Origin of the sequence: Olsenella sp. oral taxon 809 str. F0356, assembly GCF_000233535.1 — a bacterium.
GTDB classification, from domain to species: Bacteria; Actinomycetota; Coriobacteriia; order Coriobacteriales; family Atopobiaceae; genus Olsenella_I; species Olsenella_I phocaeensis.
Genome location: NZ_JH376563.1, coordinates 446,291 through 460,473 on the forward strand (window position 1 = coordinate 446,291; position 14,183 = coordinate 460,473).

16 protein-coding genes are annotated in these 14,183 nt (G+C 66.5%); all 16 read right to left on the minus strand.

Features of this window, described 5'->3' with window-relative positions; translation table 11 throughout:
* Window positions 1-11: 11 nt before the first annotated feature.
* The 16 genes from HMPREF1008_RS01975 to prfA all read right to left on the minus strand — a co-directional run bounded on the left by HMPREF1008_RS01975 (window position 12) and on the right by prfA (window position 14,153).
* Entirely contained in the window at window positions 12-920 is a 909-nt protein-coding gene (locus HMPREF1008_RS01975) for a UTP--glucose-1-phosphate uridylyltransferase (protein ID WP_009278174.1), read from the minus strand.
* Between the two features lie 40 nt (window positions 921-960).
* Complete coding sequence (locus tag HMPREF1008_RS01980; protein WP_009278175.1) at window positions 961-1,380, minus strand: metal-dependent transcriptional regulator; 420 nt, start codon at window positions 1,378-1,380, stop codon at window positions 961-963.
* Window positions 1,381-1,574: 194 nt separating this feature from the next.
* On the minus strand, window positions 1,575-2,858 hold the full coding sequence (gene murA, locus HMPREF1008_RS01985) for a UDP-N-acetylglucosamine 1-carboxyvinyltransferase (protein WP_009278176.1): 1,284 nt from the start codon (window positions 2,856-2,858) through the stop codon (window positions 1,575-1,577).
* A gap of 14 nt (window positions 2,859-2,872) precedes the next feature.
* Complete coding sequence (gene atpC, locus HMPREF1008_RS01990; RefSeq protein WP_009278177.1) at window positions 2,873-3,304, minus strand: ATP synthase F1 subunit epsilon; 432 nt, start codon at window positions 3,302-3,304, stop codon at window positions 2,873-2,875.
* An 8-nt stretch (window positions 3,305-3,312) separates the two neighbouring features.
* Window positions 3,313-4,791 carry a F0F1 ATP synthase subunit beta gene (gene atpD / locus HMPREF1008_RS01995; protein WP_009278178.1) on the minus strand — a complete coding sequence of 493 codons (1,479 nt, stop codon included), beginning with the start codon at window positions 4,789-4,791 and terminating at the stop codon, window positions 3,313-3,315.
* Window positions 4,791-5,705: an ATP synthase F1 subunit gamma gene (gene atpG / locus HMPREF1008_RS02000; RefSeq protein WP_009278179.1), complete on the minus strand. Its 915-nt coding sequence runs from the start codon at window positions 5,703-5,705 to the stop codon at window positions 4,791-4,793. The genes atpD and atpG overlap by 1 nt, the downstream gene beginning before the upstream one ends.
* Window positions 5,706-5,711: 6 nt before the next feature.
* Entirely contained in the window at window positions 5,712-7,370 is a 1,659-nt protein-coding gene (gene atpA / locus HMPREF1008_RS02005; protein ID WP_009278180.1) for a F0F1 ATP synthase subunit alpha, read from the minus strand.
* Window positions 7,367-7,840: a F0F1 ATP synthase subunit delta gene (locus tag HMPREF1008_RS02010; RefSeq protein ID WP_009278181.1), complete on the minus strand. Its 474-nt coding sequence runs from the start codon at window positions 7,838-7,840 to the stop codon at window positions 7,367-7,369. Before HMPREF1008_RS02010 ends, atpA begins: the two co-directional genes overlap by 4 nt.
* The gene (atpF, locus tag HMPREF1008_RS02015; RefSeq protein WP_009278182.1) at window positions 7,830-8,438 is read right to left on the minus strand and encodes a F0F1 ATP synthase subunit B; all 609 of its coding nucleotides are present in this window, start codon (window positions 8,436-8,438) and stop codon (window positions 7,830-7,832) included. Before atpF ends, HMPREF1008_RS02010 begins: the two co-directional genes overlap by 11 nt.
* A gap of 45 nt (window positions 8,439-8,483) precedes the next feature.
* Entirely contained in the window at window positions 8,484-8,678 is a 195-nt protein-coding gene (gene atpE, locus HMPREF1008_RS02020; RefSeq protein WP_009278183.1) for an ATP synthase F0 subunit C, read from the minus strand.
* Window positions 8,679-8,772: 94 nt separating this feature from the next.
* Entirely contained in the window at window positions 8,773-9,570 is a 798-nt protein-coding gene (gene atpB, locus HMPREF1008_RS02025) for a F0F1 ATP synthase subunit A (RefSeq protein ID WP_009278184.1), read from the minus strand.
* A gap of 46 nt (window positions 9,571-9,616) precedes the next feature.
* Complete coding sequence (locus HMPREF1008_RS02030) at window positions 9,617-9,811, minus strand: hypothetical protein (RefSeq protein WP_040656693.1); 195 nt, start codon at window positions 9,809-9,811, stop codon at window positions 9,617-9,619.
* 320 nt (window positions 9,812-10,131) lie between these two features.
* The gene (upp, locus tag HMPREF1008_RS02035; RefSeq protein ID WP_009278186.1) at window positions 10,132-10,773 is read right to left on the minus strand and encodes a uracil phosphoribosyltransferase; all 642 of its coding nucleotides are present in this window, start codon (window positions 10,771-10,773) and stop codon (window positions 10,132-10,134) included.
* A gap of 84 nt (window positions 10,774-10,857) precedes the next feature.
* A complete protein-coding gene (gene rpiB, locus HMPREF1008_RS02040; RefSeq protein WP_009278187.1) occupies window positions 10,858-11,337 on the minus strand; it encodes a ribose 5-phosphate isomerase B in 480 nt (159 codons plus the stop codon).
* 116 nt (window positions 11,338-11,453) lie between these two features.
* On the minus strand, window positions 11,454-13,010 hold the full coding sequence (prmC, locus tag HMPREF1008_RS11035) for a peptide chain release factor N(5)-glutamine methyltransferase (protein WP_009278188.1): 1,557 nt from the start codon (window positions 13,008-13,010) through the stop codon (window positions 11,454-11,456).
* 75 nt (window positions 13,011-13,085) lie between these two features.
* Window positions 13,086-14,153: a peptide chain release factor 1 gene (gene prfA, locus HMPREF1008_RS02050; RefSeq protein WP_009278189.1), complete on the minus strand. Its 1,068-nt coding sequence runs from the start codon at window positions 14,151-14,153 to the stop codon at window positions 13,086-13,088.
* Between the last annotated feature and the right edge of the window lie 30 nt (window positions 14,154-14,183).

Consider the following 14,183-nt stretch of genomic DNA (forward strand, 5'->3'; position numbering starts at 1 on the left):
CCTGCTTTGCCCTAGGCCAGGGACTTTGCGGCACGAGGGCCGAGCGCTTCCACGAACGCCGCCCTGGAAGCGGGGTCGGCGAGCGCGACGCGCGCGTTAGTCGCGGCCCAAGCAGCAGGCGTGCCCGTATCACAACCCTCGCTCGGGTCCACCACCAGCGCGTACATCTCCTCCTTCTCGAGAAGGCGCACCATGGCGTCGGTGAGTTGGATCTCTCCGCCAGCGCCAGGACCCTGCGTGGCGAGGAGCTCCATGACACGAGGGCTCAGGAGGTAGCGGCCGACGATGAAGAGGTGACTGGGCGCATCCTCTGGCGCGGGCTTCTCAACCATGCCCGTGACCCTCCAGACGGCCCCTTCCTCCTCGCCGGAGGCGTCGCAGCCCGGCAGGCACCCGACGCACTCGCCACCGACGATGCCGTAGCGGCTCACCTGGTCTGCCGGCACGGGGGCGACGGCGATGACCGAGGCGCCACCATGCGCGCGCGAGACCTCCGCCATGTTCACGCACATCTTGCGGTCGGGCACGAAGTAGTCGCCGAGCAGAACGAAGAGGGGCTCGTCCGACGGCACGGCATCACGCGCGCAGAGGACGGCGTGCCCGAGCCCCTTGGCCTCGTTCTGGTACACGAAGGAAACGGGAAGGCTGCCTGCCTGGTGCACGGCGTCCGCCTCGCTGTCCTTGCCCCTCTCTCGCAGCATTGACTCGAAGCCGCCGTCGACGGAGAAGTAGGCCTCGATCTGGGGCTTCTCCTTGGAATTGATGATGACGACCTCGTCCACGCCCTCGGGCTCCAGCGCTTCCTCGACGACGTACTGGATGACGGGCTTGTTGAGCACCGGTAGGAGCTCCTTGGGCATGCTCTTCGTCGCGGGAAGGAAGCGCGTCCCCAGTCCTGCTGCCGGTATGACTGCCTTCATCTGCCTGTCCTTTCGATGACGGTTTTTGCGACGATCGGGACTACTCCACGGAGATGCCCTGCTTCTCCAGGTATCCCAGCCACTTCTGCTGGGTGTCATACGAGAGTGCGTGCTCCATGAGGCAGGCCTCGGCGTCAGCCCTCTCGGGATCGACCCCAAGGTCGCGCTGCAGGAAGGCTCGAATCATGCGATGGCATTTCCACACGTGGGCGGCGTACTCGGTGCCCTCTTTGGTGAGCTGGACGCGGCCGTAGCGGTTCTGCTCCACGTAGCCGGCTTCCTTGAGGGTGGCGATGGCCTTGTTGACGCTCGCCTTGGAGACCTTGAGCTGGTCGGCGACGTCGACGGAGCGGACGCCCTCGGTCTCGCCAGTCTCGGTCATGATGCGGTATATGGATTCGAGGTAGTCCTCGTTGGCCATCGTGAGCGCGTGGCGCTCGCCTTCAGTGGGTCTTGGCATGCTGCCCTCCGTTGCGAGTGGGGACGACGTTAAGACTTAGACGCTTCTGACTTATACCCAATTGTCGGCCTTGGGGCCATTTTTTGCGACCGTCGAGTCGGCCGAGCGGGCCGAGAGCCCACCCGACGCAAAGCCGAAGCCCCGGACGAAGGCGTCGTCCGGGGCTTCGGCGGGCAAGCGAGCGGGGTCGCCGGCTACTCCTCGTCGCCGTCCGGCTTCTCTACCGCAAGACGCCTGACACGCGCGCCGAGCGCCTGGAGCTTGGGAACGAAGTTCTCGTAGCCCCTGTCTATGTGATGGATGTCGGACACCGTCGTGATGCCATCCGCGACAAGGCCGGCCATGACGAGCGCCGCTCCGCCCCTGAGGTCGGGCGAACGCACCTCGGCACCCGAGAATCGCCGAACGCCATGGACTATGGCATGGTGCCCCTCGATGCGAATGTCGGCGCCCATGCGCTGGAGCTCGCTCGCGAACATGAAGCGGTTCTCGAAGACGTTCTCGGTGATGACGCAGGAGTCGCTCCCCTGGGCAAGGAGGCACATCGTCTGCGCCTGCATGTCGGTGGGGAATCCGGGAAAGGGCAGGGTCTGGATGTCGACCGAGCGCAGGGGATGCGAACGGCTCACGGTGCAGCAGTGCTCGCCGCGCGCGATGCCGATGCCCATGGACTCGTACTTCTTGAGGACCAGCCCGAGGTGGACCGGCTCGAAGCCCCGGACGGTGACGGGCTCCCCGCAGAGGCCGGCCATCGCAATGAAGGTGCCCGCCTCGATGCGGTCCCCCACGACCCGATGGTTGACGGGGTGGAGCTCTCCCACCCCCTCGATCTCTATCACGGGAGACCCGGCGCCGCGCACCTTGGCGCCCATCTCGTTGAGGAGGTTGGCGAGGTCGACAATCTCGGGCTCACGGGCGGCGTTGTCTATGGTCGTGGTCCCCCTTGCATGGACCGACGCCATCATGAGGTTCTCGGTGGCGCCGACGCTCGCGAAGTCCAGGGTGACCGTAGACCCCACCAGGCCGTCGGGCGTGGTGGCGTGGATGTTCCCGTGGTCGATGTCGAAGCTCACGCCCAGGGCCTCCAGGCCCAGGATGTGCATGTCGATCTTGCGGGCGCCGATGTTGCAGCCACCCGGCATGGCGACGACGGCCTCGCCGAAGCGGGCGAGAAGGGGACCGAGCACCGCCGTCGATGCCCTCATCTGGGCCACGAGGTGATACGGGGTCTCCCAGCGGTTGACGTCGGAGGTGTCGATGACGAGCTCGTGCTCGCCCCTGACGTCGATGTGCGCGCCAAGGTACTTGAGCACCTTTCCCATGACGTGGACGTCAGAGATGTTGGGCACGTTGGTAAGGGTCGTGACGCCAGGGGCCATGATGGTGGCCGCCATGAGCTTCAGGGCGGAGTTCTTTGCCCCCTCCACCGTGACCTCGCCGGCAATGGGGTAGCCCCCCTCGACCTCGATGACTTCCAAAGCGCCCTCCCAGGCTATGAGGCAGCCTCTTCGTCCCCAGCCGCATGCTTCAGGAGGAGGTTGCACCACTTGATCTTGTTCTCATAGTATGCGCGACGCGGGTCTCCCTCGGGAAGGGCGTCACGCGAGTCCATGGCGTCCTGCCGCGTGTCACGGACGACATCTGGCTCGATGTCGTCCGTGCGACGTGCATGGTCGGCGAGGATGATGACGCTCTTGTCATCAATCTCGGCGTAGCCGCCGGAGATGACGACGCGCACCTCTCCCCCACCATCCTCCGGGGTCGCGTGCAACCTCACCACGCCATCTCCCAAGGAGCAGATCTCGGCGGCATGGCCGGGCCAGACGCCCAGCTCTCCGCTGTGGGTCACCAGGACCAGGCTGGAGACCGGCCCCTCGTAGAGGAGCCGGTCGGGCCTGACGAACTGACAGTTAAGCTCTGCCATGTGCATTCCTACTCCGCGCTCTCCGCGCTCATCTTGGCCGCGCGCTCGCGCACGTCCTCGATGGTGCCGGCATAGCGGAAGGCCTGCTCGGGCAGGTCGTCACACTTGCCGTCCACGATCGCGGCAAACGAGCGGACGGTGTCGTCGACGGAGCAGTAGGTCCCGGGGTTGCCCGTGAACTTCTCTGCCACGTGGAAGGACTGCGAGAGGAACTGCTGGATCTTCCTCGCGCGGGCGACGACGAGCTGCTGCTCCTCGGAGAGCTCGTCCATGCCCAGGATCGCGATGATGTCCTGGAGGTCCGAGTACTCCTGGAGGGTCTCCTGGACGGCCATGGCCACGCGGTAGTGCTCCTCGCCGACGATGCTGGGGTCAAGCGCCGAGGACGAGCTCGCAAGCGGGTCGACGGCCGGATAGATGCCCAGCTCGGTGATGGAGCGCGAGAGGACCGTGGTCGCGTCGAGGTGCGTGAAGGTCGTGGCGGGCGCGGGGTCGGTGAGGTCGTCCGCAGGAACGTAGACGGCCTGGACCGAGGTGATCGAGCCCTCCTTCGTCGACGTGATGCGCTCCTGCAGGTCACCCATCTCGGTTGCCAGCGTGGGCTGGTAGCCGACGGCGGAGGGCATGCGTCCCAGCAGCGCCGAGACCTCGGAGCCCGCCTGCGAGAAGCGGAAGATGTTGTCGATGAAGAGAAGGACGTCCTGCCCCTGGTCGCGGAAGTACTCGGCGGTGGTCAGGCCGGCGAGCCCGACGCGCAGGCGGGCTCCGGGCGGCTCGTTCATCTGCCCGTAGACCAAGCAGGTCTTCTCGATGACGCCGGATTCCGTCATCTCGAGGAAGAGATCGGTGCCCTCGCGGGTGCGCTCGCCGACGCCGGTGAACACCGAGGTGCCGCCGTGCTCCTGGGCGAGGTTGTTGATGAGCTCCTGGATGAGGACCGTCTTGCCCACGCCGGCGCCGCCGAAGAGACCGGTCTTTCCGCCACGGACGTAGGGCTCGAGCAGGTCGATTGCCTTGATGCCCGTCTCGAAGATCTCGGTCTGGGTGGTGAGCTCGTCGAAGGCCGGGGCGGGGTGGTGAATGGGGTAGTACTGGACGTCGTCTGGCACGCCCTTGCCGTCCACGGGGTCGCCCATGACGTTCCAGACGCGGCCGAGCGTGGAGGGGCCGACCGGCATCATCATGGGATGCCCGGTGTCCTTGACCTTGAGGCCCCTCTGCAGGCCATCGGTCGAGGACATGGCGACGGCGCGGACGACGCCGCCAGCCAGCTGCGACTCCACCTCGAGCACCGTGTGCACCTCGCCCACCGGCGTCATGTCATCCACGACGAGGGCGGTGTAGATGCTGGGGACCTTGCCGTCGAACTTGACGTCGACGACGGGGCCGACAATGCGGACGATGGTACCGGTGCCGACGCTCCTGTTCATCTGGTTGTAGGCGGCCTCCTCGAGGAGGGAGCGCGCCTGCGCTGTTGTCTCTGACATTAGTTGTCCTCCAATGCGGAAGCGCCGCCGATGATTTCGTTCAGCTCGGTGGTGATGCTTGCCTGGCGCTCGCGGTTGTAGGTGCGGCTCAGGGAGCCGAGGACCTCCTTGGCGTTGTCCGTGGCGGACTGCATGGCCCGCCTGCGGGCGCCGTGCTCCGCTGCTGCGGAGTCGAGCAGGGCGTGGTAGATGACGGTCCTGATGTAGGCCGGCATGAGGTAGCCCAACACCTCGCTGGCGGAGGGCTCGAACGCATAGTCCGTGTACGCGGCGTGCTCGACCTTGCTCATCGCCTCCGGAGTGCGCGGCTTATTGGGCATCATGAGCTGCTCGCGGGTGACGGGAAGCAGCCTCTCGCTCACCTGCGTCTGGTCCACGCGGTTCTTGGCGTGCCAGTAGACCAGCTCGACACGGTCGAACCTGCCCGACGCGTAACCGTCCATGACGTAGGAGGCGATGCGATCGGCCTCGTCGCGGCTTGGCTCGGACGACATGCCGACGAACGAGAGGACGGGACGTATCTTGCGATACGTGAAGTACTCCGTGGGCTTGCGCCCGCACGTGATGACCGACGCGCCGATGCCACGCTTCTGCAGATCGCGCATCTGGCTTTCGACCGAGCGCTGCGGGAGGATGTTGAAGCCTCCCGCCAGGCCGCGGTCGGACGCGACAAGCACGAAGAGCACGTTCCTCTCGCTCAGACGACGCGCAAGGAGAGGCTGCGACTCGTCGAAGCCCGCGCTGGCAACGTTTGCCAGCATGTTAGTGATGGCCTCCTTGTAGGGCCCCGCCTCCTCGGCCTTGCTGAGGGCCTTGTGGATGCGTGCCGTGGAGATCATCTCCATCGTGCGCGTGATCTGCATGGTGCTCCGGATGGAGCTCATGCGCCGCGATATCTCACGAAGGTTCGCCATGCCGGCCTACCCCCGCGTCTTCCCCGACGAAGGCTCGGCAGAGTCGCTTGCGACGTCCTCCGCAAGCTCCTCCACGTTCGTCGCCTGGCCCCTGTTGGGGTGCTCGAGGAGGAACTCCTCCTTGAAGTGCGCGATGTGGGCCTTGATGCGCTCGCCCGTCTCGTCGTCGATCTTCTTGTCCCTGAGGCTCGCGCGGAGCTGCGGATGGCGCTCGGCCATGTAAGCGGCGAGCTTGTCGCGGAAGAGCGTCACGTGCTCGAGGTCGATGTCGTCGAGGAAGTCCTCCTTGGCGGCAAAGATCGAGATGACCTGGTCGGCCACGTCGAGTGCGGCATAACGCGGCTGCTTGAGCAGCTCCATCATGTGGGCACCGTGGTTGAGCTGGTACTGCGTCGTCGCGTCGAGGTCGCTGCCAAACTGCGAGAAGGCCTGCTTCTCTCGATAGCTCGCGAGGTCGAGGCGCAGCGTGCCCGCCACCTGCTTCATGGACTTGAGCTGCGCGGCACCACCCACGCGCGAGACGGAGATGCCCACGTCGACCGCAGGGCGCTGGCCCTGGAAGAAGAGGTTCGACTGCAGGTAGATCTGGCCGTCGGTGATGGAGATCACGTTAGTGGGGATGTAGGCCGAGACGTCGCCCTCCTGGGTCTCGATAATCGGGAGCGCCGTGAGCGACCCGCCGCCGTTGGCGTCGGAGAGCTTGCAGGCACGCTCGAGCAGGCGAGAGTGCAGGTAGAAGATGTCACCAGGATAGGCCTCGCGTCCGGGCGGACGATGCAGCGTGAGCGACATCTGCCTGTAGGCGACCGCCTGCTTCGAAAGGTCGTCGTAGACCACCAGGACGTGCCCGCCGGGATGCTCGGCGTCGGCGGGGTTCCCGTTGGCATCGTTGTACATGAAGAACTCGCCGATGGCGGCTCCGGCCATGGGGGCGATGTACTGCATGGGGGCGGAGTCGGCTGCCGTGGCGGCGACGATGATCGTCTTGTCCAGGACGCCCCTCCGTGCAAGGGACTCCCTAATCGCCGCGACGGTAGACGCCTTCTGGCCGATGGCGACGTAGATGCAGACCATGTCGGTCTCGCGCTGGTTGACGATAGCGTCGATGGCGATGGCCGTCTTGCCCGTCTTGCGGTCACCGATGATGAGCTCGCGCTGGCCGCGTCCGATGGGGACCATGGCGTCGATGGCGAGAAGACCGGTCTGGACGGGCTCGCAGACAGGCTGGCGCTCCATGATGCCTGGCGCCTTGAACTCGATGGGCCGACGATGCGCGGTGTCGATCGCACCCATGCCGTCGATGGGCTGTCCGAGGGGGTTCACGACGCGGCCGAGCATGGCCTGTCCCACGGGGATGTCCATGACGTGGCCGGTGGTGCGGCACTCGTCACCCTCCTTGATGGCGTCGACGTCACCGAAGAGGACGGCGCCGACCTCGTCCTCGTCCAGGTTCTGGGCGAGGCCGTAGACGCTGCGGCCCGTGGCCGAGCTCGTGAACTGCAGGAGCTCGCCCGCCATGGCGGTCTTGAGCCCCGAGACGTGCGCGATGCCGTCTCCGACCTCGGTGACGACCGAGGCCTCCTGCATGTCGACCGTCGCGTTGATCTGGGCGAGCTGCGTTCGCAGCGTGTCCATGATCTCGACGGAGCTAATCTTGTCTGTCATTGCTCATCACTTCCGATGAAGGTTGAGGAGAGCGTCTTGCGGATGTTCGCAAGCTGGGCCCTCACGGAGGCGTCAAAGCGCTTGCCGCGCGCCTCGAACACGATGCCTCCAAGAATGCTGGGGTCCACGCGCTCGACGAGGTACACCGGCGCCTTGAGGTCGGACTCGGCCTTCGCCTTGACCTTTGCGCGCAGCTCGTCGTCCATCGGGACCGAGGTGGTCACGGTGACCGAGACGGTGTTGTCCTCGCTGTCCAGAATCTCCTTGTACTGCCGGGCTACCTTGTCCACCAGTCCCAAGTCGTCGCTCTCGTGCATGGCGCTCAGGGTCTCGAGGACCTCCGGGGAGAACTTGCGCGCATGCTGCCATTGGACGAGGTCGGCGTTGGCCCTTCCCTCGCTGCGGCCGGCCTCGATGAGGGCCCTGGCATACGCCTCGATCTTCTCGTCTTCGCCGCGCTTAGTGCTCATCTGGGGCACTCACTTCCGCGAGGTACTTCTCGGCCAGCTTGCGCTGCTCGTCCTCGCTGAGGTCGTTGCCGATTATCTTGCTCGCGATCTCGACCGAGAGGTCGACGACGGAGCTCGAGAGCTCGATCATCGCCTTGCGACGCTCGGAGTCGACGGCGCCGTGCGCCTTTGCGATGACGTCGCTCGCGTCGCGCTGGGCGCGAGCGAGAATCTGGGAGCGCTCCTCCTCCGCCTCGCGCTTGGCGCGGGAGATGATCGCGTCGGCTTCGTGGTTCGCCTCGAGGATACGTGCCTCGTAGCTCTTTGCGCTCTCTGCGGCCTCCGCCTTGGACCGTGCGGCCGCGTCGAGGTCGTCCTGGATCTTCTGCTGGCGCTGCTCCATCATCGAGAGAATCGAGGGCCACGCGAGCTTCGCGAGGACGACCCAGATGATGAGGAACGCGATGAGCGCCGGTACGAACTCGGCGGGCTTCGGCAGCAGGAGGTCGGCTCCGCTGGGCGATTCCGCCAGAGCCAAGGCGGGCGTCAGAAGCGTCGCCGCACCCGCGGTGACGGCGACGACCGCCCCTCCTCCGGCAACCCGTATGTCTTTGCTCATGAATGCCTCCAACTAGCGATTTGCGCGTACCTGCGGCACGCCTCGCTACTTAGCGATGAGCGTGACGACGAAGCCGATCAGCGCCAGGGCCTCGACGAAGGCGGACGCGAGGATGAACGTCGTGAACAGACGGCCCTGAACCTCGGGCTGACGTGCCATGGAGGTGGTGGCGCCGTACGCTGCCAGGCCGATGCCAAGACCCGCGCCGATAACACCAAGACCGTATCCGATAACTCCCACGATTCCTCCTTTGTCATTCGCCCCGGGACGGGACGAGTACCATGACTTGCTATGCACGAGCGGGCGTGGCCCCGCTGGATGCCCTGTGTTGGGGTTACTCGCTCTCGACGAGCTGGATGTAGACGGCCGAGAGGAGCGTGAAGACGTACGCCTGGATGATGCCCACCAGAATCTCGACGATGTAGATGATCAAGAGCAGCAGGACCCAGAAGATGGATGCGCCAGCCTGACCCAGCGCCGCCGCGGAGAAGCCCTGCAGCAGGGGCTGGACGAAGAGGGAGGCGAGGATGGCGAAGGTCCCCATGACCACGTGCCCGGCGAACATGTTGCAGAAGAGTCGGACGGCCAGGGTGATCAGGCGCAGGAAGGTCGAGACGAGCTCGATGGCCCAGACGAGGACGTTCATGGGAAACGACACGCCTTCGGGGGCGAGGCTCTTGATGTAGCCAATCACGCCGAGGCGCTTGCAGCCCAGGACGACGAAGTAGACGAAGGAGCAGAGCGCGAGCGCGGCGGTCACACCGATGGTGCCCGTACCGGGATGACAGCCGGGAATGACCCCCACGATGCTGTTGCAGACGATGAAGAAGAAGAGGGCGGCAAGGAAGGGGAAGTGCTTCTTCCAGGTGTCACCCAGGATGGACTTGCACATGTCGTCGCGGACGAACTCGACGACGTACTCCATGCCGTTGACGAAGGTGCCCTGCGGAACGAGGCTCGACGCCTGCTTCCTCTTGAAGACGAAGATGACGACGAGCAGGAGGGCGAGGGCCACGCACATCCAGAAGATGTAGTTGGTGAGCCCGACCGTCGTGTCACCGACGATGGCATGGGTCATGAAGCCGTCGAGAAGCTCGTCCATGGCCTCGGGCAACTTGGAAAGCGCGTCCACTTGTCCTGTCCTTTCCCTCTCGCCTCGTCAGCGGCTGCCGGCGCGGCTACCCGCCTTGTCCGTCGCGCGGGTTCGCCGCGTGCCAGGCACGTACGCTCTCTGCCGTCCAGATGGCGAGGAAGGTCGCCACGACGCTGACGCCAAACGAGAAGACGTTCTCCCTGTCGACCAGATAGGCCACCGCGATGGCGCAGGACATGGTGCCAAACGAGAGGAGCACGCCCGCGACGCCGAGTGCCATATCCGGCTTCTTACCCCAACGATACACCCCCTCAAACAGCAGGGCGCCCGGAATCGCGCCGACCACACCGACGGCAAGGCCAAAAAGCGCTGCTATGGGCACTCCCATGGCCGACCTCCGGGCGCGTGACGCGAAACGTCTGGATTCTAGTCTCTGCCACTGCGAAAAACCAGAACCTTGTCTTTGGGAAAGGCGTCTCTTGCCTGCTCCGAGGAGTGGGATGGGCGCCCTACCAGCTTCTATACAAAATGTCATGCCGACCGAACTGTGTCAGTACCGTGAAGCGCACCGCCTGCAGCGCACGGATGCCGCGGGAAGCCCTACTTGGTGCCGTAGATGCGGTCGCCCGCATCGCCCAGGCCGGGCAGGATGTAGGCGTTCTCGTTCAGCTGGCGGTCGAGGGCACAAGTGTAGAGGCGCACCTCGGGGTCGAAGTCGAGCACTGCCTTGACGCCCTCGGGGGCGCTGACCAGCGTGAGGGCGCGCACGTCCTTAACACCTGCCTCGCGCAGGAACTGGATGGCCGCGGTGAGCGAGCCGCCCGTCGCGAGCATGGGGTCGACGATGAGGCAGGTGCGGTTCTCGATGTCCTGGGGGAACTTGCAGTAGTACTGGTGGGGCTCGTGGGTCTCGGGGTCACGGTACATGCCCACGTGGCCCACGCGCGCGGAGGGGACGAGGCTCAGGATGCCGTCCACCATGCCGAGGCCGGCGCGAAGGATGGGGATGATCGCGACCTTCTTGCCGGCGATGCGCTTGCAGACCGTCGTCTCGAGCGGGGTCTTGACCTCGACGTCCTCGAGGGGGAAGTCCCTCATCGCCTCGTAGCCCTCGAAGATGGCCAGCTCGCTCACCAGCTCGCGGAACTGCTTGGTGCTCGTGTTCTCGTCGCGCAGGATGTGCAGCTTGTGCTGCACCAGCGGGTGGTCGATGACGGTCAGGCGCTTCTCGTCGAACTCCATGTGAGGGACCCTTCTCCTCTTGCTGAACGTGTTCGCGCTTGATTCTATCTCAGGTGGAGCCCAGGGCACGGACGCAAGACGCCCTTACCCCTGGACGTCCAGGTCCTCGGGCACGCCGGCGAAGCTCGGGTCGTCCTCGCGCATGGCCTTGGCGACCCGGCCCTCGTGGCGTCCGCCTGCGAACTCGGTGTCGAGGAACTTGTCCACGATCTCCTCGTTGGTCGCAAGTGGCGTGAAGCGTCCGGACACGCAGAGGACGTTGCCGTCGTTGTGCTCGCGGAAGAGCTCGGCGAACTGGGGCGTCTGGATGACCGCGGCCCGCACGCCGGGGACCTTGTCTGCCGTGACCGCCATGCCGATGCCCGTGCCGCAGATGAGCACGCCACGGTCGGCCTCGCCGGAAGCGACCTTGCGCGCGACCTTGTCGGCGAAGTCGGGGTAGTCACAGCGCAGGGCCTGGGAAGGCCCGAGGTCGATGACCTCGTGTCCCCGCCCCGCGATGTAGGCGGCCAGCGCGGGCTTCTGGTCGAACCCGGCGTGGTCAGATGCTATCGCAACCCTCATGGGGCGCTCCTCTCCTCGAAGTCTGGGGCGCCCGCCTCGGGGCCCTAGGGGAGAGGATAGCGCGCGGGCGGCATGGCGTGCGCCGCCGCGCCCGCCCGTACCGCCCAGCGGCGGGGCTAGAGCCCCGCGACCCGCAGGACCTCGTCGGCCGGAATGGCCCCCTCGCGGAGGATGACGGGCCTCTCGCCCACGCAGGAGACGATGGTGGACGCGACGGCGACGGGCGCGGGACCCCCGTCGAGCGTGAGGTCCGCCATGGCGACGAGCCTCGCCTCGACCGCGTCACCGCTGGTGGCGGACGGCGAGCCGTGGGTGTTTGCGCTGGTGGTGGCCAGGGGCACCCCAAGCTCGCGCGCAAGCCGCCTGACGAGGTTAGAGTCGGGGCAGCGCAGGGCGATGGTGTCGTCCCCCGGAAGGACGTACTCCCGCGGGACGAGCTCGCTCGCGCGGACGACGAGCGTGAGGGCCCCCGGCCAGAGCTCGCGCGCGAGGGCAAGGGCCCAGGCGGGCAGCTCCCTGCCGAAGCGCTCGAGGTCCTCTGCGTCCGCGACGAGCCAGGGCAGCGTCTGGGCGCGGTCGCGCCCCTTGATCTGGAAGATGCGCCCGTGGCCCGGGTTCTGCGGCGTGGCGGCGCAGCCTATGCCGTAGACCGAGTCCGTGGGCATGACCAGGACCCCGTCGGCAGAGAGCACGCGCGAGGCCTCCCTGAGCACGTCCGGGGACGGGTCGTCCTGGTCGACCGGCACGACGCGCCGGGGCGCGCAGAGCTCCCCGCCCTCGGCGAGGCTGCCCTCGCGCCACGCGACGAGAAAGCGGGGGCGGTGGGTGAGGTCCTCGCGGACCTCGACGGACGCCCAGCCCCCCTGGGACCGGCAGAGCTCCGCCGCGGTCGCGACGTTGTCCTCGAAGAGCTCGACGCAGAGGAGCCCTCCCGGCCTGAGGGCACGGGGGGCGAGCTCGAGGATGCGCCTGAGGACGTCCAGCCCGTCCTCGCCGCCGTCCAGCGCGAGGCCGGGCTCGTAGCCCACGACCTCCTCGGGCAGGGTGGGGACGACGGCGGAGGGGATGTAGGGTGGGTTCGATACGAGCACGTCGAAGCCACCCATGAGGTCCTCGTCGACGCCAGAGGCGAGGTCGCACTCGATGACGTCGACGCTTCGGCCCACGCCAAGGGCGTCACGGTTGCGCGCCGCGAGGGCGACCGCCCGGGGCGAGAGGTCCGTCGCCACGACGCGCGTCCCCTCGCGCTCGGAGGCGATGGAACAGGCGATGCAGCCCGTCCCGCAGCCAAGCTCGAGCACCTGTGCGGAGTGGCCCGCCGCGACCGCGCGGTCGACGCCCTCGAGGGCCACGTCCACGAGGACCTCGGTCTCGGGCCGCGGTATGAGGACGCCGCGCTCGCAGCGCAGGACTATGTGGCGGAAGGGCATCTCGCCCGTGACGTACTGGAGGGGCTCTCCGGAGCCGCGCCTCACGACCGCATCGTGCATCCCGTCGAGCTCCTCCTGGGTGAGGGGCCGGTCGAAGTTGGTGTAGACCTCGACGCGCGAGAGTCCCGTCACGTTGTTGAGCAGCCACTCGGCCGAGAGGCGAGGGTGCTCGTCCCCCTTGCGCTCGAGGTAGCCCGTGGTCCAGGACAGGATCTTGTCCACCGTCCAGGCTTCTTCTGCCATCGTCCTTCCTCTCAAGACGGGCGTGGCGCCGGCCCTGCCGACGCCACGCGAACCCAATTCCTGTTCCTTGCCCCGTCACACCGCCTGGGCGAGCTTCTCCGCACGCTCCGCCGCCGCGAGGGCGTCGATCACGCTGGGCAGGGTGTCGCCCAGGAGCACGCCGTTGTAGGTCCCGTTGAAGCCGATGCGGTGGTCGGTCACGCGGTCCTGCGGCTGGTTGTAGGTGCGAATCTTCTCGGAGCGGTTGCCATGGCCGATCTGAGCGAGACGCGAGGCCCCCTGCTCCGCCTGCTGCTTCTCGAGCTCCATCTCGTAGAGGCGAGCGCGCAGCATCTGCATGCAGACCTCACGGTTCTGGATCTGGGAGCGCTGGTCCTGGGACTGCACCACGGTGTTGGTGGGCAGGTGCGTGATGCGCACGGCGGAGTAGGTCGTGTTGACGCCCTGGCCACCGGGACCCGACGCGCAATAGGTGTCGATCCTCAGGTCCTCCTGGGCGATCTGGATGTCGATCTCGTCTGCCTCGGGAAGGACGGCGACGGTCGCCGTGGAGGTCTGGATGCGCCCCTGGCTCTCGGTCTTGGGGATGCGCTGCACGCGGTGGACTCCGCTCTCGTACTTCATGACGGAGTAGACCTTGTCGCCCGTGACCTTGAACTCGATGGTCTTGAAGCCACCTGCCTCGGAGGGGCTGGACGAGAGGACCTCGACCTTCCACTTGCGGGCGGAGGCGAAGCGCTCGTACATGTTGAAGAGGTCGCCCGCGAAGATGCCGGCCTCGTCGCCACCCACGCCCGCACGAATCTCGACGATGGTGTCCTTCTCGTCGTTGGGGTCGCCGGGAATCAGCATGACCTTGATCTGGTCCTCGAGCCCGGGCAGCTTTGCCTCGTTGGACGAGATGTCGTCCTGGAGCATCTCCTTCTCGTCAGTGTCCGCGACGTCGTGCAGCATCTCCTTGGCGACCTCGATGTCGTCGAGCGCCTGCACGTACTCGCGGGCCTTCGCCACGAGCTCGGCCTGGTTGGCATGCTCCTTGGCGATGCGCGCGTACTCCTTGGGGTTCGAGACGACGTCGGGATCGACCATCCTCTTCTCGAGCTCCTCGTACGCGGCGATGAGCTTCTCTAGCTTGTCTCGCATGGTGTCACTCCTTGCACGCGCCGCGGCGCA

What these genes read in the sequence shown, in the direction of transcription:
- HMPREF1008_RS01975 (WP_009278174.1), bottom strand. Translation starts at nt 920, where the DNA reads ATGAAGGCAGTCATACCGGCAGCAGGACTGGGGACGCGCTTCCTTCCC.
- HMPREF1008_RS01980 (WP_009278175.1), bottom strand. Translation starts at nt 1,380, where the DNA reads ATGCCAAGACCCACTGAAGGCGAGCGCCACGCGCTCACGATGGCCAAC.
- atpC (WP_009278177.1), bottom strand. Translation starts at nt 3,304, where the DNA reads ATGGCAGAGCTTAACTGTCAGTTCGTCAGGCCCGACCGGCTCCTCTAC.
- atpD (WP_009278178.1), bottom strand. Translation starts at nt 4,791, where the DNA reads ATGTCAGAGACAACAGCGCAGGCGCGCTCCCTCCTCGAGGAGGCCGCC.
- atpG (WP_009278179.1), bottom strand. Translation starts at nt 5,705, where the DNA reads ATGGCGAACCTTCGTGAGATATCGCGGCGCATGAGCTCCATCCGGAGC.
- atpA (WP_009278180.1), bottom strand. Translation starts at nt 7,370, where the DNA reads ATGACAGACAAGATTAGCTCCGTCGAGATCATGGACACGCTGCGAACG.
- HMPREF1008_RS02010 (WP_009278181.1), bottom strand. Translation starts at nt 7,840, where the DNA reads ATGAGCACTAAGCGCGGCGAAGACGAGAAGATCGAGGCGTATGCCAGG.
- atpF (WP_009278182.1), bottom strand. Translation starts at nt 8,438, where the DNA reads ATGAGCAAAGACATACGGGTTGCCGGAGGAGGGGCGGTCGTCGCCGTC.
- HMPREF1008_RS02030 (WP_040656693.1), bottom strand. Translation starts at nt 9,811, where the DNA reads ATGGCACTCGGCGTCGCGGGCGTGCTCCTCTCGTTTGGCACCATGTCC.
- upp (WP_009278186.1), bottom strand. Translation starts at nt 10,773, where the DNA reads ATGGAGTTCGACGAGAAGCGCCTGACCGTCATCGACCACCCGCTGGTG.
- rpiB (WP_009278187.1), bottom strand. Translation starts at nt 11,337, where the DNA reads ATGAGGGTTGCGATAGCATCTGACCACGCCGGGTTCGACCAGAAGCCC.
- prmC (WP_009278188.1), bottom strand. Translation starts at nt 13,010, where the DNA reads ATGGCAGAAGAAGCCTGGACGGTGGACAAGATCCTGTCCTGGACCACG.
- prfA (WP_009278189.1), bottom strand. Translation starts at nt 14,153, where the DNA reads ATGCGAGACAAGCTAGAGAAGCTCATCGCCGCGTACGAGGAGCTCGAG.